Annotated in this window: 21 protein-coding genes; 3 read left to right on the top strand and 18 right to left on the bottom strand. The window is 71.2% G+C overall.

What is annotated here, in order from left to right; all coding sequences use genetic code 11:
* Nucleotides 1–28 precede the first annotated feature (28 nt).
* Both D458_RS0115750 and D458_RS0115745 read right to left on the bottom strand, forming a co-directional pair.
* A complete protein-coding gene (locus tag D458_RS0115750) occupies nt 29–652 on the bottom strand; it encodes a TetR/AcrR family transcriptional regulator (protein WP_017587713.1) in 624 nt (207 codons plus the stop codon).
* Entirely contained in the window at nt 649–2,175 is a 1,527-nt protein-coding gene (locus tag D458_RS0115745; RefSeq protein WP_017587712.1) for an FAD-dependent oxidoreductase, read from the bottom strand. The genes D458_RS0115750 and D458_RS0115745 overlap by 4 nt, the downstream gene beginning before the upstream one ends.
* A 327-nt stretch (nt 2,176–2,502) precedes the next feature.
* Between D458_RS0115745 and D458_RS0115735 the strand changes: the two genes are divergently transcribed.
* Together D458_RS0115735 and D458_RS0115730 are read left to right on the top strand one after the other, a co-directional pair.
* Nucleotides 2,503–4,257, top strand: a complete 1,755-nt coding sequence (locus tag D458_RS0115735; RefSeq protein WP_017587710.1) for a SulP family inorganic anion transporter — start codon at nt 2,503–2,505, stop codon at nt 4,255–4,257.
* A 137-nt stretch (nt 4,258–4,394) separates the two neighbouring features.
* A complete protein-coding gene (locus tag D458_RS0115730) occupies nt 4,395–6,203 on the top strand; it encodes an alkyl/aryl-sulfatase (RefSeq protein WP_017587709.1) in 1,809 nt (602 codons plus the stop codon).
* Nucleotides 6,204–6,237: 34 nt separating this feature from the next.
* Here D458_RS0115730 and D458_RS0115725 read toward each other — a convergent pair whose 3' ends face one another.
* The 7 genes from D458_RS0115725 to D458_RS0115695 all read right to left on the bottom strand — a co-directional run bounded on the left by D458_RS0115725 (nt 6,238) and on the right by D458_RS0115695 (nt 12,211).
* A complete protein-coding gene (locus D458_RS0115725; RefSeq protein ID WP_017587708.1) occupies nt 6,238–6,534 on the bottom strand; it encodes a DUF4287 domain-containing protein in 297 nt (98 codons plus the stop codon).
* A gap of 98 nt (nt 6,535–6,632) precedes the next feature.
* Nucleotides 6,633–7,052 (bottom strand): NUDIX domain-containing protein, encoded by a 420-nt coding sequence (locus D458_RS0115720; RefSeq protein WP_017587707.1) that lies wholly within the window; start codon nt 7,050–7,052, stop codon nt 6,633–6,635.
* Nucleotides 7,053–7,358: 306 nt separating this feature from the next.
* Entirely contained in the window at nt 7,359–8,267 is a 909-nt protein-coding gene (locus tag D458_RS0115715; protein WP_017587706.1) for an aminoglycoside phosphotransferase family protein, read from the bottom strand.
* Nucleotides 8,268–8,322: 55 nt separating this feature from the next.
* A complete protein-coding gene (locus D458_RS0115710) occupies nt 8,323–9,078 on the bottom strand; it encodes an iron ABC transporter ATP-binding protein (RefSeq protein WP_017587705.1) in 756 nt (251 codons plus the stop codon).
* Nucleotides 9,075–10,133, bottom strand: coding sequence for an iron chelate uptake ABC transporter family permease subunit (locus tag D458_RS0115705; protein WP_017587704.1), 1,059 nt, complete (start codon nt 10,131–10,133; stop codon nt 9,075–9,077). The genes D458_RS0115710 and D458_RS0115705 overlap by 4 nt, the downstream gene beginning before the upstream one ends.
* A 16-nt stretch (nt 10,134–10,149) precedes the next feature.
* Nucleotides 10,150–11,139, bottom strand: coding sequence for an ABC transporter permease (locus D458_RS0115700; protein WP_017587703.1), 990 nt, complete (start codon nt 11,137–11,139; stop codon nt 10,150–10,152).
* A gap of 79 nt (nt 11,140–11,218) precedes the next feature.
* Entirely contained in the window at nt 11,219–12,211 is a 993-nt protein-coding gene (locus tag D458_RS0115695; protein WP_017587702.1) for a siderophore ABC transporter substrate-binding protein, read from the bottom strand.
* A 729-nt stretch (nt 12,212–12,940) separates the two neighbouring features.
* Between D458_RS0115695 and D458_RS0115690 the strand changes: the two genes are divergently transcribed.
* Complete coding sequence (locus D458_RS0115690) at nt 12,941–13,996, top strand: fatty acid desaturase family protein (protein ID WP_017587701.1); 1,056 nt, start codon at nt 12,941–12,943, stop codon at nt 13,994–13,996.
* Between the two features lie 33 nt (nt 13,997–14,029).
* On the opposite strand, the gene D458_RS0115685 is transcribed toward D458_RS0115690, so the two are convergent.
* The 9 genes from D458_RS0115685 to D458_RS0115645 all read right to left on the bottom strand — a co-directional run bounded on the left by D458_RS0115685 (nt 14,030) and on the right by D458_RS0115645 (nt 21,262).
* The gene (locus D458_RS0115685; protein WP_017587700.1) at nt 14,030–14,281 is read right to left on the bottom strand and encodes a DUF2795 domain-containing protein; all 252 of its coding nucleotides are present in this window, start codon (nt 14,279–14,281) and stop codon (nt 14,030–14,032) included.
* A 130-nt stretch (nt 14,282–14,411) separates the two neighbouring features.
* Nucleotides 14,412–15,068 (bottom strand): cysteine hydrolase family protein, encoded by a 657-nt coding sequence (locus D458_RS0115680; protein ID WP_017587699.1) that lies wholly within the window; start codon nt 15,066–15,068, stop codon nt 14,412–14,414.
* Entirely contained in the window at nt 15,065–16,147 is a 1,083-nt protein-coding gene (locus D458_RS0115675; protein WP_017587698.1) for an LLM class flavin-dependent oxidoreductase, read from the bottom strand. The genes D458_RS0115680 and D458_RS0115675 overlap by 4 nt, the downstream gene beginning before the upstream one ends.
* 42 nt (nt 16,148–16,189) lie before the next feature.
* Nucleotides 16,190–17,290: an ABC transporter substrate-binding protein gene (locus D458_RS0115670; protein WP_017587697.1), complete on the bottom strand. Its 1,101-nt coding sequence runs from the start codon at nt 17,288–17,290 to the stop codon at nt 16,190–16,192.
* Nucleotides 17,291–17,301: 11 nt separating this feature from the next.
* Nucleotides 17,302–18,102 carry an ABC transporter permease subunit gene (locus D458_RS0115665; RefSeq protein ID WP_051049705.1) on the bottom strand — a complete coding sequence of 267 codons (801 nt, stop codon included), beginning with the start codon at nt 18,100–18,102 and terminating at the stop codon, nt 17,302–17,304.
* A gap of 97 nt (nt 18,103–18,199) precedes the next feature.
* Nucleotides 18,200–19,003: an ABC transporter ATP-binding protein gene (locus D458_RS0115660; protein WP_017587695.1), complete on the bottom strand. Its 804-nt coding sequence runs from the start codon at nt 19,001–19,003 to the stop codon at nt 18,200–18,202.
* Between the two features lie 178 nt (nt 19,004–19,181).
* Nucleotides 19,182–19,619 (bottom strand): hypothetical protein, encoded by a 438-nt coding sequence (locus tag D458_RS0115655; RefSeq protein ID WP_017587694.1) that lies wholly within the window; start codon nt 19,617–19,619, stop codon nt 19,182–19,184.
* 57 nt (nt 19,620–19,676) lie between these two features.
* On the bottom strand, nt 19,677–20,480 hold the full coding sequence (locus D458_RS0115650) for an ABC transporter permease (RefSeq protein WP_017587693.1): 804 nt from the start codon (nt 20,478–20,480) through the stop codon (nt 19,677–19,679).
* Nucleotides 20,477–21,262 (bottom strand): ABC transporter ATP-binding protein, encoded by a 786-nt coding sequence (locus D458_RS0115645; RefSeq protein ID WP_017587692.1) that lies wholly within the window; start codon nt 21,260–21,262, stop codon nt 20,477–20,479. Before D458_RS0115645 ends, D458_RS0115650 begins: the two co-directional genes overlap by 4 nt.
* Nucleotides 21,263–21,381: the final 119 nt, after the last annotated feature.

The raw sequence follows: 21,381 nt of genomic DNA, 5'->3' as shown, positions 1-21,381 counted from the left end.
CCTCCTCACCGGGGCGCGGACGCTCCGGTCAACCCCTTCCGGGCGCCGCGGGGAGGAGCCCGGCCTGCCGGTAGACGGACCTCAGGTACCGCTCCGCTTCGGCCGCGTCCAGGGGCACGGGCTGCAGGACGCGGTAGATCACGGCGCCGACCATCATGTCGATGAGCGCGTCGAAGTCCGCCCCGGCCTCGACCGTCCCCTCCTCCACGGCCCGTGCGAGCAGGTCCGCGGCGGCCTCGCGTTGGGGCAGGATGTAGTGCTCCCAGCAGGCCTCCATGATGCGCGGGTGGGTCTGGGCCGAACCCAGCATCTGTGCCAGCACGGCACGGAACCCGGGCCGGGTGATGGCGGCCGCGGCGGCCGGGACGACCTGTTCCACCAGCTCGGTGACGGTCGCCGCGGTGTCGTCCACGGGCTGCGCGGCGAGGTCGCCCCGCGTGCTCTCGATGGCCTGGGCGATCAGTTCCTCCTTGGAGGACCACCGCCGGTAGACCGTCAGCTTGCCGACTCCGGCACGCGCCGCGATCGCCTGCATACTGGCTCCGTCGGCGCCCTTCTCGACGAACAGTTCCAGGGCCGCGTCGAGGATCGCCCGGTCGGTCGCGGGGTCACGGGGCCGACCGCGCTGAGGACGTGCCCCTTCAGCCGTCATCGGGTCCGGCCTTCCTGAAGCAGGCCGTCCAGCACGCGGCCGAGGCGGTCGTCGTCCGGGCGGCCGCGCCAGAGCAGGTGGGCGTCGGGGCGGATCAGGAGCACGTCGGAGAGCCCTTCCGTCTCGGGTCGGAGGACGACGACGCCGTCCCCGAGGCGGTCGCGGACGGTCTCGGCTCCGCGCGGGTCGGCTGTGGGCGCCAGCAGGACCCAGTGCGAGCCGAGTTCGCCGTGCAGGCGGGTCCGGCCGCCGTCCTCCCGCAGACAGGCCAGGTCCGGGACCCGGTCGCCCGGTTCGGGGCGTCTCGAGGGGAGGAGGGGGCGCCGCCCGCCCAGGGGGCCCTTGCGGTAGCTCACGCCCAGCTGCGAGGCGGCGGCGGTGGCCCAGCGCTGGACCGAGGGCAGGTCGATGAGCTTGAGCAGCACGTGCTCACGCAGGTAGCGCAGCACCGCGCCCTCGCCGAGCTGCAGCCGGGAGTTCGCGGTGGTCGTGCGCAGGACCGTTTCGGCCAGCGGCCGCCGCTCGTCCTGGTAGGTGTCCAGCAGTGCGGAGTCGGCCTTGCCGTGCAGGACCAGCGCGAGCTTCCACGCGAGGTTCTCCGCGTCCCCGATGCCGGTCAGCATCCCCTGGCCGCCCATGGGGGAGTGCAGGTGCGCCGCGTCCCCGGCGATCAGGACCCGGCCGTGGCGGTAGGAGTCGGCCAGCCGCCGGTGGATCCGGAAGACCGACGCCCAGGTGGCGTCGAGCACGCGTGCGTCGGTGACGAGGGTGCGTTCGGGGAGCAGCGTGCGTAGGCGGTCCACGATCTCCTCCTCGCCGAGCTGTCGGCCCTGGAGGCCGGGGACGTAGGCCATCAGGCGCCAGATCACGCCCTCACCGGCAGGGTCGCGCATGGGCAGGGCACCCACGACCCCGTCGCGGTGCAGCCAGCCGTAGGAGCCGTCGGGCTCCAGAGGCCAGTCCATGTGGACGTCGGCCAGCAGCCATGTGTCCGCGACGGGAGCACCCGGGAACGCCTCACCGACGAGTTTGCGGGTGGCGGAGTGCGCTCCGTCGGACCCCACGAGCCAACGCGCCCGGATCCGACCGCCGCCCTCCACGGAGGCGACGACCCCGTCGGGCTCCTGCCGGATCCCCTCCAACCGCGTACCCCACTCCACCGTGCCGCCCAGTTCCCTCAGGCGCTCCCGAAGGGCCTGCTCGACCCGGGACTGCGGAGCGAGCAGCGCGGGACGGCTGGTGCGCAGGCCGGCGTCGCCGAAGCGCACGACGGAGACCGGTTCGCCGGCCACGTGCACCGTGATGGTGAGCGCCGAGATGGCCTCCTCGGGCAGGTCCCCCAGTGCCCCCAGCCGGTCGAGCACCTCGGCCCCCCGCGCGTGCAGGAAGTTCGCCCGTGAACTCGGCGAAGGGCCGTCCGCCGCGTCGATGACCCGCACGGAGACACCGCGGAGCGCGAGTGCGCAGGCCGCGGTCAACCCCGTGGGGCCTGCCCCCACCACCAGGACATCGGTGTCGTACATGGCGTTCCTTAATTCATTAACGGATCGGTACCGTAAACATAATAGGCCCAGGTGTGGGGCAGGGCCGGGGCGGGCCCGGTCAGGGAACGGGATTTTCGGCTGTGTTTGCGCCTTCTTGTGCCTTCCGAGGGCGGGGGTTGGCCATCCGGAGACCGCTCACCGGCAAGACTTTTCCGGCGGCGAGGAGCGGCAGAGCACGACGCGGACCCGGCTGATCCGCCACCAGGACGAGCTCCGGGTCCTGACCGACGCGCCCCTCGGACCCGCCTCGGCTCCCAACGGTCCGAGGACCGCCCTCGCCTGACACGACCTGCGGAAAGGACGCTGATGAGCGGACCCGAGCACCGGCGGCCCGGCCTCGTCCCGCCGACCCTGCGCGGTTACCGGAAGGGCTGGCTGCGCGGGGACCTGGTCGCCGGACTCACCGTGTGGGCCGTGCTGGTCCCCGAGTCGATCGCCTACGCCACGCTCGCCGGGGCCCCGCCGATCACCGGGCTCTACGCCGCACCGGCCGCCCTGGCCCTCTACGCGCTGTTCGGCGGTTCCCGCCAGCTGGTCGTGGGGCCGATGTCCACCACGGCGGTCCTGTCCGCCGGCATCGTGGCCGCTGTCTCGGGCGGCGGGGCCGACGCGGCGACCCTGACCGCCGGCCTGGCGGTCGTGGCCGGCGCGGTCGCGATGGTGGCGGGGCTGCTCCGCCTCGGCTTCCTGGCGTCGTTCGTCTCCGAACCGGTGATGAAGGGCTTCATCACCGGGCTGGCCCTGACCATCGTCGTGGGCCAGCTCCCGGCCCTCTTCGGGGTCGACGGCGGCGACGGCGAGTTCTTCGGGAAGCTGTGGGGCCTGGTCACGGCACTCGGGCAGACGCACGTACCGACCCTCGCCATCGGGGCCCTGTCCGTCGTCGGCATCCTCGTGCTCCGCCGGTTCCTGCCCCTGGTCCCGGCCGCGCTGCTCGCCGTGGCCGCGGGGGTGGCCGCGACCGTGCTGCTCGGCCTCGACGGCCACGGGGTGGACATCGTGGGCACGCTCCCCTCGGGGCTTCCCCCGCTCGGGCTCCCCGACCTCTCCCTCAGCCAGTACGGGGCGCTGGTCGGCGGTGGGACGGCCGTGGCGCTGCTGGGGTTCGCCGAGGGCTTCGGCGCGGCCAAGACCTACGCGGCCCGGACGGGGGACAGGATCGACGGGAACCGGGAGCTCTTCGGGATGGGCGCCGCCAACCTCGCCTCGGGGTTCGGCTCCGGCATGGTCGTCAACGGAAGCCTGTCCAAGACCGCGGTCAACGCCGGCGCCGGTTCCCGCTCCCAGGTCTCGGGTCTGACCGCGGCACTGTTCACGGTGCTGACCCTCCTGTTCCTCACGGGCCTGTTCGAGAAGCTCCCCGAGGCGGTCCTGGCGGCGGTGGTCATCACCGCCGTCGTCGAGCTCGTCGACCTGCGCGCCATCCGTGAGCTGTACCGCGTCGCCACGCCGGGCCTGCGGGCCGCCTACGGCGCGACGGCCCGGGCGGACTTCATCAGCGCGGTGGGGGCGATGTTCGGTGTGCTCCTCTTCGGGACCCTCCAGGGCCTGCTCATCGGTGTGGGCCTGGCCCTGCTCCTCCTGCTGTACCGCGCCTCCCGCCCCAACATCGCCGAACTCGGCCGGGTCGCCGCCACCGTCGGCGACGTCCGGCCCCAGTGGGAGGACCTCGCCCGGGATTCCGGTAACCGCCCCGAACCGGGCGTGGTGGTGCTGAGGGTCGAGGGAGGCCTGTTCTTCGCCAACGCCGCCTGGGTCCACGACCGCGCCGTGGCGGAGGCGAAGGACCCGAAGACGCGCGCGGTCGTCCTGGACGCCCAGACGGTCCCGTTCGTCGACCTGACCGCCGCGCGGATGCTGCGCCGCCTGTCCGACGACGTGCGCGGGGCCGGCGGCCGGTTGCTCCTGGCCCACGGCATCGGCCAGGTCAGGGATCTCCTGGACACACCGGAGGACGTCTTCGCCACCGTCGAGGAGGCGGTCAGGGCAGCGGGGCGGGACGACGCGCGAGACGAGCGGGGCCCCGACGCCCCGGACGGCCCCGCCACCCCGGCCGGCTGACCGTCCCGGGCGGATCAGTACCGGAAGTTGGCCCGGCCTTGGCATGGCGCCGCCGCCCCGGCGGGCGGTCCCCGCAGATCATGGAGGGTGGACCGGACAGTCCGACCGCACTCGCGTGCTCCTCTGGAGGGACGACCGTGACCGAGCTCAGGTACGAGGACAAGACGGACTTCGAGAACGCCGACCGCGGCTTCGTGGGCAAGCTGACCCCCGGTGTGGTCCGCGACGCCCAGGGGCACGTGGTGTGGGACATCGACGCCTTCTCGTTCCTCGAGGGGGAGCGGCCCGACTCCGTCCACCCGAGCCTGTGGCGCCAGTCCCAGCTGTGCGCCAAGCAGGGGCTGTACGAGATCGCCGAGGGAATCTACCAGGTCCGCGCCCTGGACCTGTCGAACATGACCCTGATCGAGGGCGATCGCGGGGTGATCGTCGTCGACCCGCTCATCTCGACCGAGACCGCCGCGGCCGCGCTGGCCCTGTACCGGGAGCACCGCGGCGAACGGCCGGTCACGGGGCTGATCTACACCCACTCCCACCTCGACCACTTCGGCGGCGCCCCCGGTGTGATCGACCCGGAGAAGGACGACGTGCCGATCCTCGCGCCGGAGGGCTTCCTGGAGCACTCCGTGGTGGAGAACGTGTACGCGGGCCCGGCGATGCTGCGGCGGGGCATGTACTACTCGGGCGCGAACCTGGGCACCGGACCCGACGGGGTCGTCAGCATGGGGCTGGGCCCGACCGTGTCGGTGGGCACGCCCGGCCTGATCCCGCCGACGGTGGACATCTCCCGCACCGGCCAGGAGGAGGTCGTGGACGGGGTGCGGTTCCTCTTCCAGATGACCCCCGGCACCGAGGCCCCCTCGGAGTTGAACTTCCTGCTGCCCGACCGCCGGGCCCTGTGCATGGCGGAGAACGCCACCCACAACATGCACAACATCCTCACCCTGCGCGGCGCGGTGGTCCGCGACGCCCGGATCTGGTCCCGCTACCTCAACGAGGCGATCCAGCTGTTCGCCGACCGCGCGGACATGCTGTTCGCCTCGCACCACTGGCCGACCTGGGGTCGCGAGAAGATCGTGGGCTTCCTGTCCGAACAGCGCGACCTGTACGCCTACATGCACGACCAGACCCTGCGCCTGCTCAACCAGGGTCTCACCGGCCCCGAGATCGCGGAGGAGATGCGGTTGCCGGAGGGGCTGGAGGGGGCCTGGAACACGCGTGGTTACTACGGTTCGCTCTCCCACAACGTGAAGGCGATCTACCAGCGCTACCTGGGCTGGTACGACGGCAACCCGTCCTCGCTGTGGGAGCACCCGCCGGCGGAGAGCGCCAAGCGGTACGTGGACACGATCGGCGGGATCGACGCCGTGCTGGCCAAGGCCCGCGCCTACGCCGACGCAGGCGACCTGCGGTTCGCCGCGCAGCTGCTCAGGCACGCCGTGTTCGCGGAGCCGTCGAACTCCGCTGCCAAGGAACTCCTCGCCTCGGTGTACCAGCGCCTGGGCGAGGGGGCGGAGAACGCCACCTGGCGCAACTGCTACCTGACCGGGGCGAGTGAGCTGCGCGACGGTGTGGTGAAGACGGAGCTCGGCTCGTCGAGCCTGGCCGCCATGCTCACCGTCACCCAGCTCTTCGACACCGTCGCCATCCGGGTGAACGGGCCCAAGGCCGCCAGGACGCCCCTGGTGATCGACTGGACCTTCACCGACCTCGGGGAGAACTACCGGACCCAGCTGTCCAACGGGGCCTTCGTGCACTGGCCCACGCAGGGCGACGGCGGCGGGGAGGCCGACCTGAGCTTCGAGCTGACCAAGCCGCAGCTGTTGGGGCTGCTCGCGAACGGCAACGCCGACGACCTGGACCACAGCGGAGACCTGGGTGTCCTGGGCAAGCTCCTGAGCGTGCTCGACGACCCCGACCCGAGTTTCGCGATCGTCACGCCCTGACCCCGGGTCCGGGGGCGCGCCCCCGGACCCGGGGTCAGGTCCTGTCCGGGTTGGTGGCCTTGCCGTCCAGCCAGAGCTCCGCGGAGGCGTCCCGGTGACTGCCCGAGGTGCCCACGTGCTTGGCGTCGATCTTCGGGCCCTTCTTGATGACGTGGACCAGGGCCATCGCGTGGCCGCGGCCCAGGCCGTAGTCGTCGGCCAGCCACTGGACGACGGTGCCCGCCTTGACCGAGGGGTCGTCGAACCCCTTCTCCTTCGCGAGGTCGACCAGTGCGCGCGGGACCAGTCCGGTCCTGTCCTCGATGGTGTCCAGATAGGCCTGGAACGACATGGGTTCCTCCTCCGGTAAAGGATCCAGAACCCGATGCTCGCACCCGCCTGAGACATTTCCGGGGAAGCGGGCCCCGGTTCGGTCCCCGAGGTGCCGGTTCAGTCCCCGAGGTACCTGCGGAGCGCTTCGCGCAGGAACGGCGGCAGGTTCAGGGAACCCAGGTGCTCGGGGCGGAACCAGCCGAGCTCGACCCCCTCGGCGAGGGGCAGCGCCCCGGCGTCGCCGTCCCAGGTCGCGGCGAACACGGTGACGACGTCGCTGGACCCTCCGGGGTCGGGGATCTCGAAGAGCTCGACCAGGTCGTCGACGGCGAGCCCGGCCTCCTCGTCGAGTTCGCGGACGATGGTCTCCCTGGGGCTCTCGCCCGGGTCGCAGCCCCCGCCGAGCGCGGACCAGCGGCCGGGCCAGGCGATACCGGGGATGTCGTCCCGCAGGTGGAGGAGAAGCTCCCCGCGGGCGTTCTCGATGAGGGCGACGGCGCCGCGCAGGAGCGTGGACTGTGGCTGGTCGGTGTCCATGCGCCCCACGGTAGGCCTTCAAGGGAAACCAGGGGTGGCGCACGGGCATCCCACAGGGGAGTCCCCGACCAGAAGTGAGTCGCACCGATGTCCCTGCTCTGAACCCTGCCCGCGCTGACCGCCGCCCCTCTGCTGATGGCGGCCGCCACCGGGTGCGGACCGATCCCGCCCAGTACGCAGTTGCCGTCACCGCTTCCGGAGTAGCTGGACCTGCGCCAGGCCACCAGGTCGGCCTCCTTCGAAGGCCACCTTGTGCCTCATCCTTCGAATTCTTCGCCGCGGACACGCTGGAGACGCTTCCTCGCCTCACGTGTCCAGCAGTTGGGTGACGGTGTGTTCCCCGATGGCGCCCAGCAGCGGGTGCTCCTCGGCGCTGCCGGCCAGGAGCACGGCGTAGAGGACCGCCCAGGCGCGGGCCCGGGCCCAGGTGTGGTCGTCGATCCCCGCCCGGCGGTCCAGTTCGGCGCGCAGGCGGGCGCGGTCCCGGGGGCCGAAGGCCAGCCAGGCCACCGCGAGGTCGGAGGCGGGGTCGCCCGAGGTGAGGTCGCCGAAGTCGAGGACCGCGGCCAGGGTCGGGCGGTCCTCGGCGCGGGTGCGCTCCTCCGTACCGACCAGGAGGTTCGCGGGGTGCAGGTCGCCGTGCAGCCAGAGCGCCGGACCGGTCCAGGCTGGGGTCCCGACCAGCTCCTCCCACAGGGCGAGCAGCTCCGCGCTTCGGGGGAGGGCGCTGTCGGCGAGGCGTTCGCGCACCTTCCCGTCGCGCCGGCGCAGGGGGACGCCCCGGAACGGGTTGCGGGGGGCCTCCTCCGGGGCGGGCACGTGCAGACGGGACAGGAACAGGGCGAGCGGCCGGACCAGGTCGGAGCGCTCGCCGACCGGGGTCTCGGCTGCGGTGCGGCCCTCGAACCACGGGTTGACCGACCAGTGCCAGGGGTAGCCCTGGCCGGGTCGTCCCACACGCAGCGGAGTGGGGACGGGGACGCCCACGCGCTCGGCGATCCCGGGCAGCCACCGCTGTTCGTTCACGACCAGCTGCGCCGCCGCCGCGCGCCGGGGCATCCGGACGCACATGCGCTCGCCCAGGGTGAGGATCGAGTTGTCCCAGCCGTGGGCGATCTCGGCGACGGGCAGTCCCGCGAGGTCGGGGTGCTGGTCCCGCAGGAGCCGGCGGACGAGTTCGGGGGTGACGGCCACTTCGGCGGGAGGTGTGCGCATCACTCCAGTATCGGCCGGGGCGCGTCCGCCGGACACGCCCCGGCCGGTGCCGGGTTCAGTAGTAGACCGCGAGCGGCCCGTTGGGGCCCTCGACCACGGTCACCGGGGTCTCGAAGACCCGGGTGAGGACCTCGTCGGTCATGATCTGTGCCGGGGTGCCGAACTCCACGACCGAGCCGTCCTTGACCGCGCAGATCCGGTCGGCGTAGTGGCCCGCGAAGTTGATGTCGTGGAGCACGATCACGATCGTCCGGCCGAGCTCCTCGGCGGCGCGGCGCAGGTGCTTCATCATCTGCACCGAGTGGCGCATGTCGAGGTTGTTGAGGGGCTCGTCCAGCAGTACGTACTCGGTCTCCTGGGAGAGCACCATCGCCACGTAGGCGCGCTGGCGCTGCCCGCCCGAGAGCTGGTCGAGGTAGCGGTTCTCCAGGTCGGTGAGGTCCAGGAAGTCGATCGCCCGGCTGACGACCTCCTCGTCCTCCACCGTCAGCCGCCCCTGGGAGTAGGGGAAGCGTCCGAAGGCGACGAGCTGGCGCACGGTCAGCCGGGTGATGAAGTGGTTCTCCTGGCGCAGGATCGAGACGATCCGGGCCAGGTCCTTGGACGGTGTGCTGGTCACGTCGTACCCGGCGACCTCGATGGTGCCCTCGTCGATGCCGAGCAGGCGCCCCACCATCGTCAGGAGCGTCGACTTCCCGGCGCCGTTCGGACCCACCAGCGCGGTCACGCCGCCCTTGGGGATCTCCAGGTCCACGGGGCCGATCGCGACCTCGCTGCTGTACTTCTTGCGCACACCTTCGAGGGTGATCACAGCCGGCCCTTTCTGAGGATGACGAACAGGAACACCAGGCCGCCGACGAGCTCGATGATGATCGAGACCACGCCGTTCGCGTAGAAGATGTTCCGCATGACGAAGTAGGCGCCGCTGAGGACGACGAAGCAGGTCAGCGCGGCGACGGGGAAGACGTAGCGGTGGTCGTGGGTGTCGGCGAACTGGTAGGCCAGGGTCGCGACGAGGAACCCGAGGAAGGTCATCGGTCCCACGAGCGCGGTCGAGACCGCCATGAGGACCGACACCAGGAACAGCACGCGCATGGTCTCGCGGCGGTGGTTCAGGCCCAGGCCGACGCTCGCGTCACGGCCCAGCGCCACGAGGTTGAGCCGGCGCGAGCTCAGCACCAGCAGGGCCGCGGCGCCCAGGCACAGCGGGATCGCGACCGGAAGGTAGGACGCGTCGGCGTTGGCGACGTTGCCGAACAGCCGAGCGGAGAGCACGTCGAACTCGCTCGGGGTGAGCAGGCGCTGCATGAAGGCGGAGACCGAGCCGAGGCCGCCGCCGATGACGATGCCGATCAGCAGCATCACCTGGAGGTTGCCGTACCTGCCGGACAGCAGCCATCCGTACAGCAGCATCGCGAAGCCGACCATGACCGCGATCTGCAGCAGGAACTGCGAGACCCCCTGGATCGCCAGGATCCCGGCGACGCCGAGGAAGTACACCGCGCTGGTCTGGACGGCGATGTAGAGCGCCTCGAACCCCATGATCGACGGGGTGATGATGCGGTTGTTGGTGACGGTCTGGAAGCTCACCGTGGCGATGGCCTGGCAGATCGCCACCACGGCCATCACCACGACGTTGGTGGCGCGCATCTCCGCGATCCGCCAGAAGCCGTCCGAACCCACCGGCATCGGGTTGTCCCAGGCCAGCAAGCCGAACGCGAATCCGACCGCCAGTACCGAGAGCACCGTGACGATGATCCGGTAGCGGCGGCGGGCGCGCCTGGTGGGCAGGGTTCGGGAGGAGCGCTCGGACCTCGCGGGGAGCGGTTCGGACGTGCGGAAGGGGCCCTCGGGGGAGGGGCTCACACGGGAAGCGGTCGACTCAGCCACGGCGGCGCTGCCTCAACAGGAGAAGGATGAACACGGCGGCGCCGACGATCCCGAGGATGAGGGACACGGGCACCTCGAAGGGCATGATGACGGTCCGGCCGATCAGGTCGCACACCGTGACGATGCCGACGCCGAGCAGGCACACCCACGGCAGGTTGCTGCGCAGGTCGTCGCCGCGCAGCATCGAGACGACGTTGGGGACGATGAGCCCGAGGAAGGGCAGGTTGCCCACGATCACGGTCACGACGCCGGTCGCCACCGCGATGAGGCCGGTGCCCAGCAGGATGACGCGGTTGTAGTTCAGGCCGACGTTGGTCGAGATCTCCTGGCCGAGACCGGCGACGGTGAACCTGTCGGCGACGACGAACACCGCGACGGCCACGAGCGCCACGATCCACAGCAGCTCGTACTGGCCGCGCAGGACCGAGGTGAAACTGCCCGCGAACCACACGCCGAGGTTCTGCAGCATGTCGGTCTGCAACGCGATGAAGGTCGACACCGCGCTGACGACGGCGCCCAGCATGATGCCCACGATCGGGACGATCAGTGAGGAACGCAGGGTGACGCGGCGCAGGAACAGGAAGAACACCATCGTGCCGATGAACGCCGCCAGGACGGCGCCGGACATGCGGGCGCTGATGCTCGCACCGGGGAACAGGATCATCACCGTGAGCAGACCCAGTCCGGCCCACTCGGTGGTGCCGGTGGTGGTCGGCTCGACGAAGCGGTTCTGTGTCAGCAGCTGCATGACCAGGCCCGACATCGCCATGGCGGCGCCCGCAAGGACGAGGGCGACGGTGCGCGGGATGCGGGTGATCGCGAACATCTCGCTGCCGTCCTCGGCGCCGAAGACGTCGTACACCCCGGTGGTGAGGGAGAGCGCGAGCAGGCCGCCCACGACGAGGACGCCGACGAGCAGCTTCCAGTCGAGGAGCCGTCCCCCGCGCCGTGCGCGCGCCGGGGTCGGGGGCGCGGTCGTCATGTGCGATCGCCCCCCGCACAGCGGCACGCGCCGACGGTGTGCTCGACACCGTCGGCGCGTGTCCCACGGATGATGCGGATCAAGCCCGGGCCTCCAGAGCGTCCGCGAACGCGTTGAAGAACTCGGTGTAGGTCTGGATGCCCTCGTTGGTGTAGGTGTCGATGGGCATGTAGACGATCTGCTCGTTCTCGACGGCGGTCACGCCGGAGAGCGCCTCGGACTCGGACAGGATCTTGTCGGCCTCCTCGTACCCGGCCTCGTCGGCGGCGACGGCGGCGTCGCGGTCCATGACGAGGATCCAGTCGGGGTCGGAGTCGGCGATGGCCTCGACGGAGATGTCGTCGCCCTGGTGGTCGTCGCTGGCACCGTCGACCTCGAGCGCCGGGGTGAGCCCGAAGAGGTCGAAGGCCGGGCCGAGGGAGCGGCCGACGCCGGGGGCCAGGTAGCCGATCTCGCCGCCGGAGGTGGTGACGGCCATGACGCTGTCGCCCTCGTCGTAGGCCTCGACGACCCGCTCGACGGCGGCGTCGAAGTCCTCGACGATCTGGGCGGCCTCGTCCTGCTTGTCGAAGACCTCGCCGAGCACGGTGACCTGGCGCTTGAGTTCGGCGTCGAAGGGCTCGCCGTCCCGCGGGTCGAGCTCGAGGACCGTCGCGTCGGGCACGAGGGCGGCGATGTCGTCGTGGTACTGGGCGAAGCGCTGGCCGTTGACGACGAGGTCCGGCTCGGCGGCGACGATCGCTTCGAGGTCGGGCTCGTTGTGCGTGCCGATGTCGACGATCGAGTCGTCCTGCGTGTAGTCGATCGTGTCGGGCATCAGCGAGACGGCGGCGGCGGACAGCTCGATGTCCCAGTCCGACAGTGTCTCGAAGGTCCGGTTGTCGAGCGCGACGACCGACGCGGGCGGGGTGTTCACCGTCTGCGTGCCGTTGTTGTCCTCGACCTCGGCCGTGGCGCCCTCCGCCGCGGCGGAGGCGTCGGCGTCCTGCTGGTCGGTCGAGCATCCGGCGATGACCAGGGACGATGCCAGAATGAGCGAGAGCGCCGTGACGGGACGACCGGGGGACTTCATGGTGGTTCTCCTCCAAGAGCTGTTGACGAAGGAGAGCCTAACCTAACCTTTTTATTGAACGTGCAACGGAGTGCCGTTTGAGACGTTGTCCTCAGTTTTCGGGGCTGTGATCAGCCATGACGCGCTGATCCGGCGAGGGTCAGAGCTGGGACGCCGCGACTCCGATGACGGCGAGGAGGGCCACCAGGGCCGTCACCGTCCACGCGGCGACCGGACTCGCCGTCGGCGGGGCGTTCGCGAGCCCGGCTCCGCCGCGGTCCCGGATTCGCCGGGTATCCGGGCGGGGGCAGCCCTCGACCCGGGTGTGTGCCCCAGCAGGCGGTGCAGAACGTCGACGGAGGAGGGCCGGTCCCGCGGCTCCTTGGCCAGCGCCTCGGTCATCAGGAAGCGCAGGGGCCCGGTCAGTCCGCCCAGGTGCTCGGGGTCATGGGGGAGCAGGGTTTCCGCTGGGGTGTCACGGGGCACCTTCGGATCGGGGGCGCAGCAGCTCTCCCTGGGCCAGGGGGAAGGCAAGGCCAAGACACCGAACGGGCCTCGGTCGCCCCGTGCGATTCCCTACTCGGGTGACCAGCGGGTAGCAAAGCAAGAGGTCCGGATAGACACGGGTGCAGGCACCCCTATTTCACGGCGTGCGAACGCCCTGGCCCTTGAGTCCGCCCCGACCTAGCGTGGAGGTATAGGTGCCACCAGAGCCGGGGGTGCCACCAACATCGGGGAGGGGCAGCAGCCATGCCCAACAACACCACCGAGGCCCGGGAGCCCGGGGCGGGAGCCACCAGGGTCAGGGGCAGCGACTTCGCTCGACTGTCCCGACGCGTCCAGGACGCGGGCCTCATGGAACGCACACCCGTCTACTTCGCGGTGCGTCTGAGCCTCATCGCCCTCGCCTTCGTCGGGACGTGGGCGGCGTTCTTCCTCATCGGGAACTCGTGGTGGCAGATCGTCACCGCCGTCGCCATGGCCGCCGTCTTCGGCCAGGTGGGGCTGGTCTCCCACGAACTCGCGCACCTGCAGATCTTCAGTGGCCGCCGCATCAGCGAGGCCTTCGGCCGGATCGTCGGCAACCTCGGCATCGGCCTGGGCTACGGCTGGTGGCAGGACAAGCACACCCGCCACCACGCCAACCCCAACCACGAGGAGCACGACCCGGACGTCCATCCGGACCTGTTCGTGTGGTCGAAGGACCAGGCCGAGGCGGCCCGGGGCATCCCGGCCTTCCTCGGCAAGTACCAGGCCTTCCTCTTCTACCCGCTCCTCCTGCTGGAAGGGCTGAACCTGCACGTCGGAAGTGTGCGGGCGCTGTTCAAGCCCTCCACCAAGCAGCGGGTCCTGGAGGGCGCGCTGCTGGCCGCCCACTTCGTGCTCTACCTCGGAGCGGTCTTCGTCGTCCTCGACCCCCTCCAGGCGGTCGTGTTCATCGCGGTCCAGCAGGGGCTGTTCGGGGTCTACCTGGGCTGCATCTTCGCGCCCAACCACAAGGGCATGCCCATCCTCAAGAAGGGCGAGAAGCTCGACTTCCTCCGCAAACAGGTACTGACCTCGCGTAACGTCCAGGGCGGCGCTTTCACCGACCTCGCGCTCGGCGGGCTCAACTACCAGATCGAGCACCACCTCTTCCCGAACATGCCCAGCCCCCACCTGGCCAAGGCCCAGCCGATCGTGCGCGACTACTGCGCGGAGATCGGGGTGTCCTACCACGAGACGGGCTTCATCCGCTCGCACGTGGAGGCGATGACCCACATGCACAAGGCGGGCGCCCCGCTGCGCGCGAGGACACCCGCCTGATCCACCTGCTCGAGCCGGACGCCGGCGCGGTCTCTAGCGCTGTTCGCGCTCCTGGGACCGCGCCGTCTCCGTGTGCGAACCCGGTTCGCGGTCGGGCAGCGGGACCGCGCCCAGGATCTCCTTGGCCTCGTAGTACTCCGCGTCCGGAATGGCCCGCAGGGCGCTCATGATCTCCTCGTCGGCGCCCGCGTCCAGGGCCGCGGCCACCACCGCATCCCGGGTCTCGGGGAAATCCACCCCGTCCAGGATCTTCCGGAGCCCGTCGCGGCCGCGTTTGACACCCATCGTCTGTCCCCCCGAGTACCGCGCACCCCTGCTTCCGGGGCGCGAAACCGTCTGGACCTGTACGGACACAGGTGGGACTACCCGGCAGGGCGGGGACTCAACCCCGGGCCGCCCCACCCCCCGGGCCGTCTCAGCCCCAGGCCGCCGCGACCTCCTCCGCCGTGGCGACCACCGCCGCGATCCGGGACAGGACCCTGAGCGTGTGGGCGTGCTGGCCCTCTTCGTAGGCGGCGGTGGCGTCCGCCGCGACCACGGTTCGCAGACCCAGCTGGAAGCCGTCCCGGACGGTCGCGTCCACGCAGCAGTCGGTGGTCAGCCCGCACACGGTCAGCCAGGTCACTCCGTGTCCGCGCAGGAGCTCGGCCAGGTCGGTGCCGTGGAAGGCCGAGTAGCGCCGCTTGACGACGACCTCCTCACCCGGGGCGGGGGCCACCCCGAACCACTCCGCGCCGGAGGTGCCCGCCACGCACGGCTCCCGTGCCAGGCGGTCCTCCCGCGGCACCTGGGTGAGGCCGCGCAGCCAGAGCGAGGACGCCCACGGCTGGTCGGGATCCTGCTCCAGGGCGGCCCAGACCACCCGGACCCCGGCGGAGCGCGCGCTCCGGACCAGCTCCGCCGTGCGCCCCACCGCCGCTGTGACCCGGGCCCGATCGCTGTCGGCCAGCCAGGGCAGCCGTCCGGTGTCCGCGAAGTCCCGCTGGACGTCGACGACCAGGAGCGCGGCCTCCTCCCGAGGAGCGGGGAGGGGCAGGGAGCGCCCGGACACGTCGGTGAGGCGGCCGGTCACCGGAGCGCCTCCTCGGGGCGGAGCAGGGGCATCACCCGCTCGCCGAACGCGCGGAGATCGGCGTGGTAGTCCGGGAAGATCAGCATCAGCCCGTCCAGCTCCGCCTCCTCGACCAGTTCCCGCACCCGCCCGGCCACCGTCGCGGGGGAGCCCGTGACGAAGGGCGTCTGGAACGCCTCGTCCTCCGGGCACTCGGCGGTCAGTGACAGCGCCTTCTCCAGGGGCAGCCCCCAGGACCGCTTCATGTTGACGATGGCCTCCACGTCGGCGCCCCGGCCGTACTCGGCCCTGCGGGCCTCGGCCGCCGCGTCGGTCTCGTCCATCACCACGGTGAGCATCGAGTAGGTGCGGATGCTCCGGCCCTTCCGCTCCGCGCCCTCCTTCACGCGCCGACTCGCCTCACGCAGCCCCGGCAGGTCCGGCGCGGTGAGGAAGGACCCGTCGCAGTGGCGGGCCTGGAATCCGAGGCCGGCGGGGGAGCGTCCCGCGCCGATCAGGGTGGGGAGCGGGTCCGGGTGCGGCAGCGAGCGGCAGTCGTCCAGCCGCAGGAACTCGCCGTCCATCGTCACCGAGTCCTCGGTCCACAGACGGCGCAGCGCGGTGGCCCACTCCTCGGTGTACCGGTAGCGGTCGGCGTGGTCCAGGTCCTCCCGCCAGAGCCCCATCTGCGAGAACTCCTGCGCGTAGGCGCCGACGACGATGTTCATCCCGGCGCGCCCGCCGCTGATCTCCTGGAGCGTGGTGAACATCTTGGCGGCCAGGGCGGGGTGGAACAGGTTGGCGTGGACCGTCGCCCACACCCTGACGCGTTCGGTGGCCTCGGCGAGCCCGGCCATCATCGTCATGGACTCCAGGGTGTGTTCCCAGTGTCCGGTGGCGCCGCCGTAGCCGCGCCACTTGCCCATGGACATGACGAAGTCGAAACCGTGGGCCTCGGCGAGGACGGCGGCCTCACGGTTGTACTCGTAGGTGGCCTCCGGGTGCGGGGCCGTCTCGGACACGATCCAGCCGCCGCTGCCGATGGGGAGGAAGATCCCGTACTCGGTCGCGGCCGACGGGGCTCTCTCTGGTGCTGCCAAGGTGGACTCCTCTGTCGTCCCTGTGCGGTTCTGTCCGTGCGGTCACTCCTGGCCGGGCCAGACCACCTCGGTCGCGACGTGGACCGACTCCAGGTAGCGCGGGTCGAAGAGCGGTTCCAGGTCGGGGAGCTCGTCCAGGGCGCCGTTGTCCAGGAGCGTCTCGCCCTCCTGCTCGGTCAGCGCGAGGTCGATGTAGCCGTTGGGCTGGTCGTCCGGGGTGGAGGCGCCCACGAGCTCCCGTTCGGTGTTCCACACCTTGAGGTTGTGTTCGGTGTCGTACCCGGCCTCGTCCAGGTCGGCTGCGTACTGGACGCACTCCTCGCCGTTCTCGGAGCAGTGGTCGAAGGCCTGGGCGACGGCGCGCAGGAAGTCCTCGGTGACAGTGGGGTTCTCCTCGGCCCACTCCGGGTTGGTGGCCATCACGCCGAACGAACCGACGACCCCGAAGTCCTCGGGGAGCCACTCGGTGTAGTCCTCGTCCATGGCGTCGAGCTGGTGGGGCTCGTTGGAGCGGAACCCCGTCAGGGCCTGGATCTGGTCCCGGGGCAGGACGCTGGGGTCGTAGCCCGCCTCGACCTGGTCGATGGCGTCGACGTCGACGCCCGCGGCGACCAGCATGGCCTCCAGCGGGGCCGGGATCATGCTCTGGTGGCCGAGCGTCTGTCCCTCCAGCTCGGTGAGGTCCTCGATGTCGGTCCCGGTGAGCAGCGAGGAGATGGGGACGTGGCCGTAGGTGGCGATGCCGATGATCTCGTGATCCCGGGCATTGGCCTGGAGGATCTCCGCCTCGTTGCTGGTGGGGGTGAAGTGGGCGGTGCCCGCCGAGACCAGCTGGGCGTTGCCCATGACGTCTCCGTTGCCCGGCTGGATCTCCACGTCCAGGCAGAGGGCGTCGAAGAGGCCGAGGGCGTCCGCGGCGATGACCTCCAACTGGGTGACGGAGGCCTGGTAGTGGTAGCCGGTGATGTAGGTGACGGTCCCGGCCGCGGCGTTCGTGTCGCAGCGCTCCTGGTCGATGACCGGGGCGGCCTGGGGCGCGTCGTCGCTCGCGTCGGGGCCGCAGGCCGTGGCGAACAGACCTGCGGCGAGGAGGGCGGCGGCCAGTCGGAGATCGAGGGGGCGCCGGGGGGTGGGGGCGGGCATGGGTGTTCCGTTCATGTGGCGGGTTGTTGCTGGGAGTCGTGCCAGAACAGCAGTCGGCGTTCGACCGCTGTGACCAGCGCGAGCATCAGGACGCCCATCGCGGCCAGACAGGTGATGGCGGCGTAGACGTAGTCCAGGCGGGCGGTGGCGGCGGAGTTGCGGATCATCGTCCCGAGACCGCCGGAGGACCCGGCGGCGACGAACTCCGCGACCACGGCACCCACGACGGACAGGGGAAGCACCACCCGGAGGGCGGCGAGCGTGTACGGGAGGCTGCTGGGGATCCGCAGGCGGAACAGCACCTCCAGGCGGGACGCGTGCAGGGTCCTGAAGACGTGGAGGACGGGGACGGGGACCGAGCGCAGGCCCGTGGTCACGTTGATCAGCACCGGGAAGAAGGTGATGATCGCGGTGACCACGACCTTCGGGGTCATGCCGAACCCGAACGCCACCACCAGGGCCGGGGTGATGGCCACGACCGGGGTCACGTTGAGGACCACGGCCAGGGGCATGAGCGCGCGCCGGACCACCGGGATCTCCGACATCAGGAGTGCGAGGACGAAGGCGGTTCCGGCGCCGAAGACCGCACCGACGAGGGCGATCCGGAGGGTGGCCCAGGCGTTTCCCAGGAAGAGCAGGGGGTCGCTGACGAGGGTTCCGCCGACCTCGGACAGCGTGGGCAGGATGTAGGGGTGCTCCTCGGCCACTGCCGACCAGGCGAACCCGAGGACCACCAGGAGCACGGTGGTGGGCAGCCAGACGACCGGGTGGAGCGGAGAACGCCGCCGGGTGCCGGGCGTGCTCCTGGACACGGGGCCGGGAACGGGGCCGGGGGCGGTCCCAGCGGGCGTGCCGGGGGCGTGCCGGAGTGCGTGGTCGGCCACGTCCGTTCTCTCCTTCACCGTTCCCTCACCGGCGGACGAGGTCGTCGGGCGCGGCGCCGCTCTCCCAGGCGCCCTGGAGGGAGGCGCGCACGCGCTGTTCCAGGCCGTTCGTCCGGAACCCGGTCACGGCCTCCCGGTCCCGGGGCCGGGGCAGGTCGACGGGCACGACCTCGTGCACCCGGCCGGGGCGGGCGGACATCACCACGACCCGGTCGGACAGCGTGACCGCCTCGTGTACGGAGTGCGTCACGAACACGACCGTGGTCGCCCTGCTCTGCCACAGGGCGAGGAGCTGGAGCTGGAGCGCCTCACGGGTGAACTCGTCGAGAGCGGAGAACGGCTCGTCCATGAGGAGCACGTCCGGGCGGAGTCCGAAGGCCCGGGCGATCGCCACGCGCTGCCGCATGCCCCCCGACAGCTCGTGGGGGTAGCGGTGGGCGGCGTCGTCGAGGCCGACCGCGCGCAGGAGTTCGTCGGGGGAGTCCCCCTGCCGCCGTGCCCGCCGGTTGACCTTCGAGGGCAGCGCCACGTTCTGGCGCACGGTGAGCCACGGCAGCAGGGCCGGTGTCTGGGGGACCAGCCCGACGGCCTTCCTCCGGCACATCTGCAGCGGGGTCTGCCCGAAGAGGGAGACCCGTCCGCCGTCGTGGCTCTCGAGTCCGGCGATCACTCGCAGGAGGGTGGACTTTCCGCAACCGCTGGGGCCGATGAGGCTGACGAAGTGGCGGTGGCGTATGTCGAGGTCGACGTCGTACAGGGCGGGCCGACCGGGGTCGCCGCCCTCGTAGCGTTTGGTGAGGCCCCGTATCTCGATGTGATCGTCGGTCACGTCGGGTACGCGACCGGAATCGGAGCGTTCTCATGCGGGGTACGGCGTTTCACCGGGCACCCTCCGTGTAGTCGTCCTGGGCAGGGAGCGGCCAGGACGTCGTTGGAGAGCGGGCGGAAGCGGTGAAGCGGTCGGCGGCCCGCGGGGTCGTTGACGCGTTAAAGCTAGGAGCGGTGCATTACCCCCCGGTGAACGAATGGTCACGGAGAGGTATCGGGGTGGTGATGCCTCCTTCAGTGGGCACGACCACGGTGATCCGCGAGTGCCGTAGGGCGATCGTGAGCCAGGCGTCGGGGCTGAAGAGGCGCGAGCACTCGGGGCTCACCGCGAGGAGTGCCCGGGCTCGGGGGAAGGCGCTGTCACGAAGCCACATGAGCTTGAAGGCGTCCGCGATGATCTTGTTGCGGTGGCTGGACTTGAGCTGTCCCCGGACCCGGGTGCACTGGACGATCACCTCGGGCGGGTCGCCGTCGGCTCCGTCCACGGCGACACGGCCCCCGCCGGGCAGTGAGAACTCGCGTGGTGTGAGCTGGCGGCCGAGGTGTGCGGAGAGGGCGCCGACCAGGTCCGGGGAGGGGGCGCTGTGGTCCGGGGCATCTTGTGCGGGGGGCTTCATGGAAGGGACGATATTACACACAGGCCCTACAGGGCAGGCCTTGTGTGGTTGTGCGCGTCATCCCCGACCGCTCTGGTCCCAGCGGAAGAAGCGGACGGCCAGGGCGGTGAGGACGACCGCGGTGCCCAGGACGACCAGTACCGAGAGCCAGGTCGGGTGGAGCCGCTCCCACCCCGGGTTCGGGGAGAGGAACAGGTCGGCGAGGAAACCGGGCGGCAGGTGGCCGACGACGCTCTGCAGGCTGTCCGGGAGCATCCCCATGGGCAGGAACATGAAGCACAGCAGGAACGAGGCCATCTGCACGAACAGGGCCGTGTGGACGGCGGAGTCGATCCCGCGCATCACCCCGCCGATCAGGTAGCCGGCGGCGCCGAACATCAGCAGGCCCAGCAGGGAGGTCCCGAACAGGGCCGGGAGGTCGGCGGGGACGACGTGGCCCAGGAGTGTGCTCGCCGTGATCAGCACGGTCAGCTGGGCCAGGACCAGGCCGAGGCGTACCGGCATGTGGGTCAGCAGCAGGCGGGCCCGGCCCACGGGGGTGGTGCCCAGCAGGCGCAGCGAGCCCTGGACGCGCAGGGCGGCCAGAGGGCCCGAGGTCCCGGTCAGCGGTGCGCCGGTCACGGTCAGGAGGAGCAGGATCGGGACGATCATCTGCCCGAAGGTCGGCGCACCGTCGGTGTCGGGAACGGCTTCGGCGACGGACAGGAACAGCGCGCCCATGCCGAGGGGCAGGATCAGGGCGGGCAGGGAGTTGCGGTGGTCGCGGACGAACTCGCGGGTGTGCAGGCCCAGGAGCTCGCGGGTGGCCGAGCGCGGGGCGCGGCGGGCGGTCTCAGGGGTCGCGGCGGTGCGGTCGCTCATCGGACCTCCTCCGGGGCCTCGGCGTCGGCGTCGGCGAGGGTGCGGCCGGTGAGGTCGCGGAAGACCTGTTCCAGTCCGAACCCCACCCCTCGGTCCGCATGTCCGGGCGCGTAACGGGAGACCAGCTCGGCGGGGGTGCCCAGGGCGGCGACACGGCCCCGGTCCAGGAGCGCGACCCGGTCGCACAGCGCGGCGGCCTCCTCCATGGAGTGGGTGGACAGCAGTACGGTCCCGCCCCTGTCGCGGTGCCCCCGGACCGCGGCCCACAGATCCTGTCGGGCGTTGGGGTCCATGCCGGTGGAGGGTTCGTCGAGGACCAGCAGCAGGGGGCGGGAGACCAGCGCGGTGCCGACCAGGAGTCGTTGGCGCTGGCCGCCGGAGAGCCGGTTCACACGCACGTCACGCGAGCCGGTCAGCCCCATGCGCCCGATCACCTCCTCGGGGTCGGCGGGGTCGGTGTGGAGGGAGGCCCACAGGCGCAGGGTCTCGGTGACGGTCTGGCGCTCGAACAGGGCGGCGTGCTGGGGCTGGACGGCGACACGCGTGCGGACCTCGGCGCGCTGCCGGACCGGGTCCAGGCCGAGGACGCGGGCGGTGCCCGCGGTGGGGGCGCGCATCCCGGTGAGGATCTCGACGACGGTGGTCTTGCCCGCGCCGTTGGGTCCGAGGAGGCCGAGGACCTCGCCGCGGGCGGCGGTCAGGTCGATCCCGGCGAGGGCGGTCACGGCGCCGTAGCGCTTGACCAGCCCCGCGGCTTCCAGGGCCGGTGCGTGGTGGTGCATGCGGTGCCTTCCGTCGGGGGTGTATCTTCAGAGTGGCAACTACTTTCCATATTGGCAAGTGATTTCCATAGCAAAATAGAATTGCAGAAGAGGGAGGCCTTCCGGATTGATCTCAACAT

The sequence above is a fragment of the Nocardiopsis ganjiahuensis DSM 45031 genome (genome assembly GCF_000341085.1).
In the GTDB taxonomy this organism is placed as follows: Bacteria; Actinomycetota; Actinomycetes; order Streptosporangiales; family Streptosporangiaceae; genus Nocardiopsis; species Nocardiopsis ganjiahuensis.
The sequence above is the reverse complement of the archived record's forward strand: the minus strand, read 5'-3'. Positions and strand labels throughout refer to the sequence as shown.

What these genes read in the sequence shown, in the direction of transcription:
- D458_RS0115750 (WP_017587713.1), bottom strand. Translation starts at nt 652, where the DNA reads ATGACGGCTGAAGGGGCACGTCCTCAGCGCGGTCGGCCCCGTGACCCC.
- D458_RS0115745 (WP_017587712.1), bottom strand. Translation starts at nt 2,175, where the DNA reads ATGTACGACACCGATGTCCTGGTGGTGGGGGCAGGCCCCACGGGGTTG.
- D458_RS0115735 (WP_017587710.1), top strand. Translation starts at nt 2,503, where the DNA reads ATGAGCGGACCCGAGCACCGGCGGCCCGGCCTCGTCCCGCCGACCCTG.
- D458_RS0115725 (WP_017587708.1), bottom strand. Translation starts at nt 6,534, where the DNA reads ATGTCGTTCCAGGCCTATCTGGACACCATCGAGGACAGGACCGGACTG.
- D458_RS0115720 (WP_017587707.1), bottom strand. Translation starts at nt 7,052, where the DNA reads ATGGACACCGACCAGCCACAGTCCACGCTCCTGCGCGGCGCCGTCGCC.
- D458_RS0115715 (WP_017587706.1), bottom strand. Translation starts at nt 8,267, where the DNA reads ATGCGCACACCTCCCGCCGAAGTGGCCGTCACCCCCGAACTCGTCCGC.
- D458_RS0115700 (WP_017587703.1), bottom strand. Translation starts at nt 11,139, where the DNA reads ATGACGACCGCGCCCCCGACCCCGGCGCGCGCACGGCGCGGGGGACGG.
- D458_RS0115695 (WP_017587702.1), bottom strand. Translation starts at nt 12,211, where the DNA reads ATGAAGTCCCCCGGTCGTCCCGTCACGGCGCTCTCGCTCATTCTGGCA.
- D458_RS0115690 (WP_017587701.1), top strand. Translation starts at nt 12,941, where the DNA reads ATGCCCAACAACACCACCGAGGCCCGGGAGCCCGGGGCGGGAGCCACC.
- D458_RS0115685 (WP_017587700.1), bottom strand. Translation starts at nt 14,281, where the DNA reads ATGGGTGTCAAACGCGGCCGCGACGGGCTCCGGAAGATCCTGGACGGG.
- D458_RS0115670 (WP_017587697.1), bottom strand. Translation starts at nt 17,290, where the DNA reads ATGCCCGCCCCCACCCCCCGGCGCCCCCTCGATCTCCGACTGGCCGCC.
- D458_RS0115655 (WP_017587694.1), bottom strand. Translation starts at nt 19,619, where the DNA reads ATGAAGCCCCCCGCACAAGATGCCCCGGACCACAGCGCCCCCTCCCCG.
- D458_RS0115650 (WP_017587693.1), bottom strand. Translation starts at nt 20,480, where the DNA reads ATGAGCGACCGCACCGCCGCGACCCCTGAGACCGCCCGCCGCGCCCCG.
- D458_RS0115645 (WP_017587692.1), bottom strand. Translation starts at nt 21,262, where the DNA reads ATGCACCACCACGCACCGGCCCTGGAAGCCGCGGGGCTGGTCAAGCGC.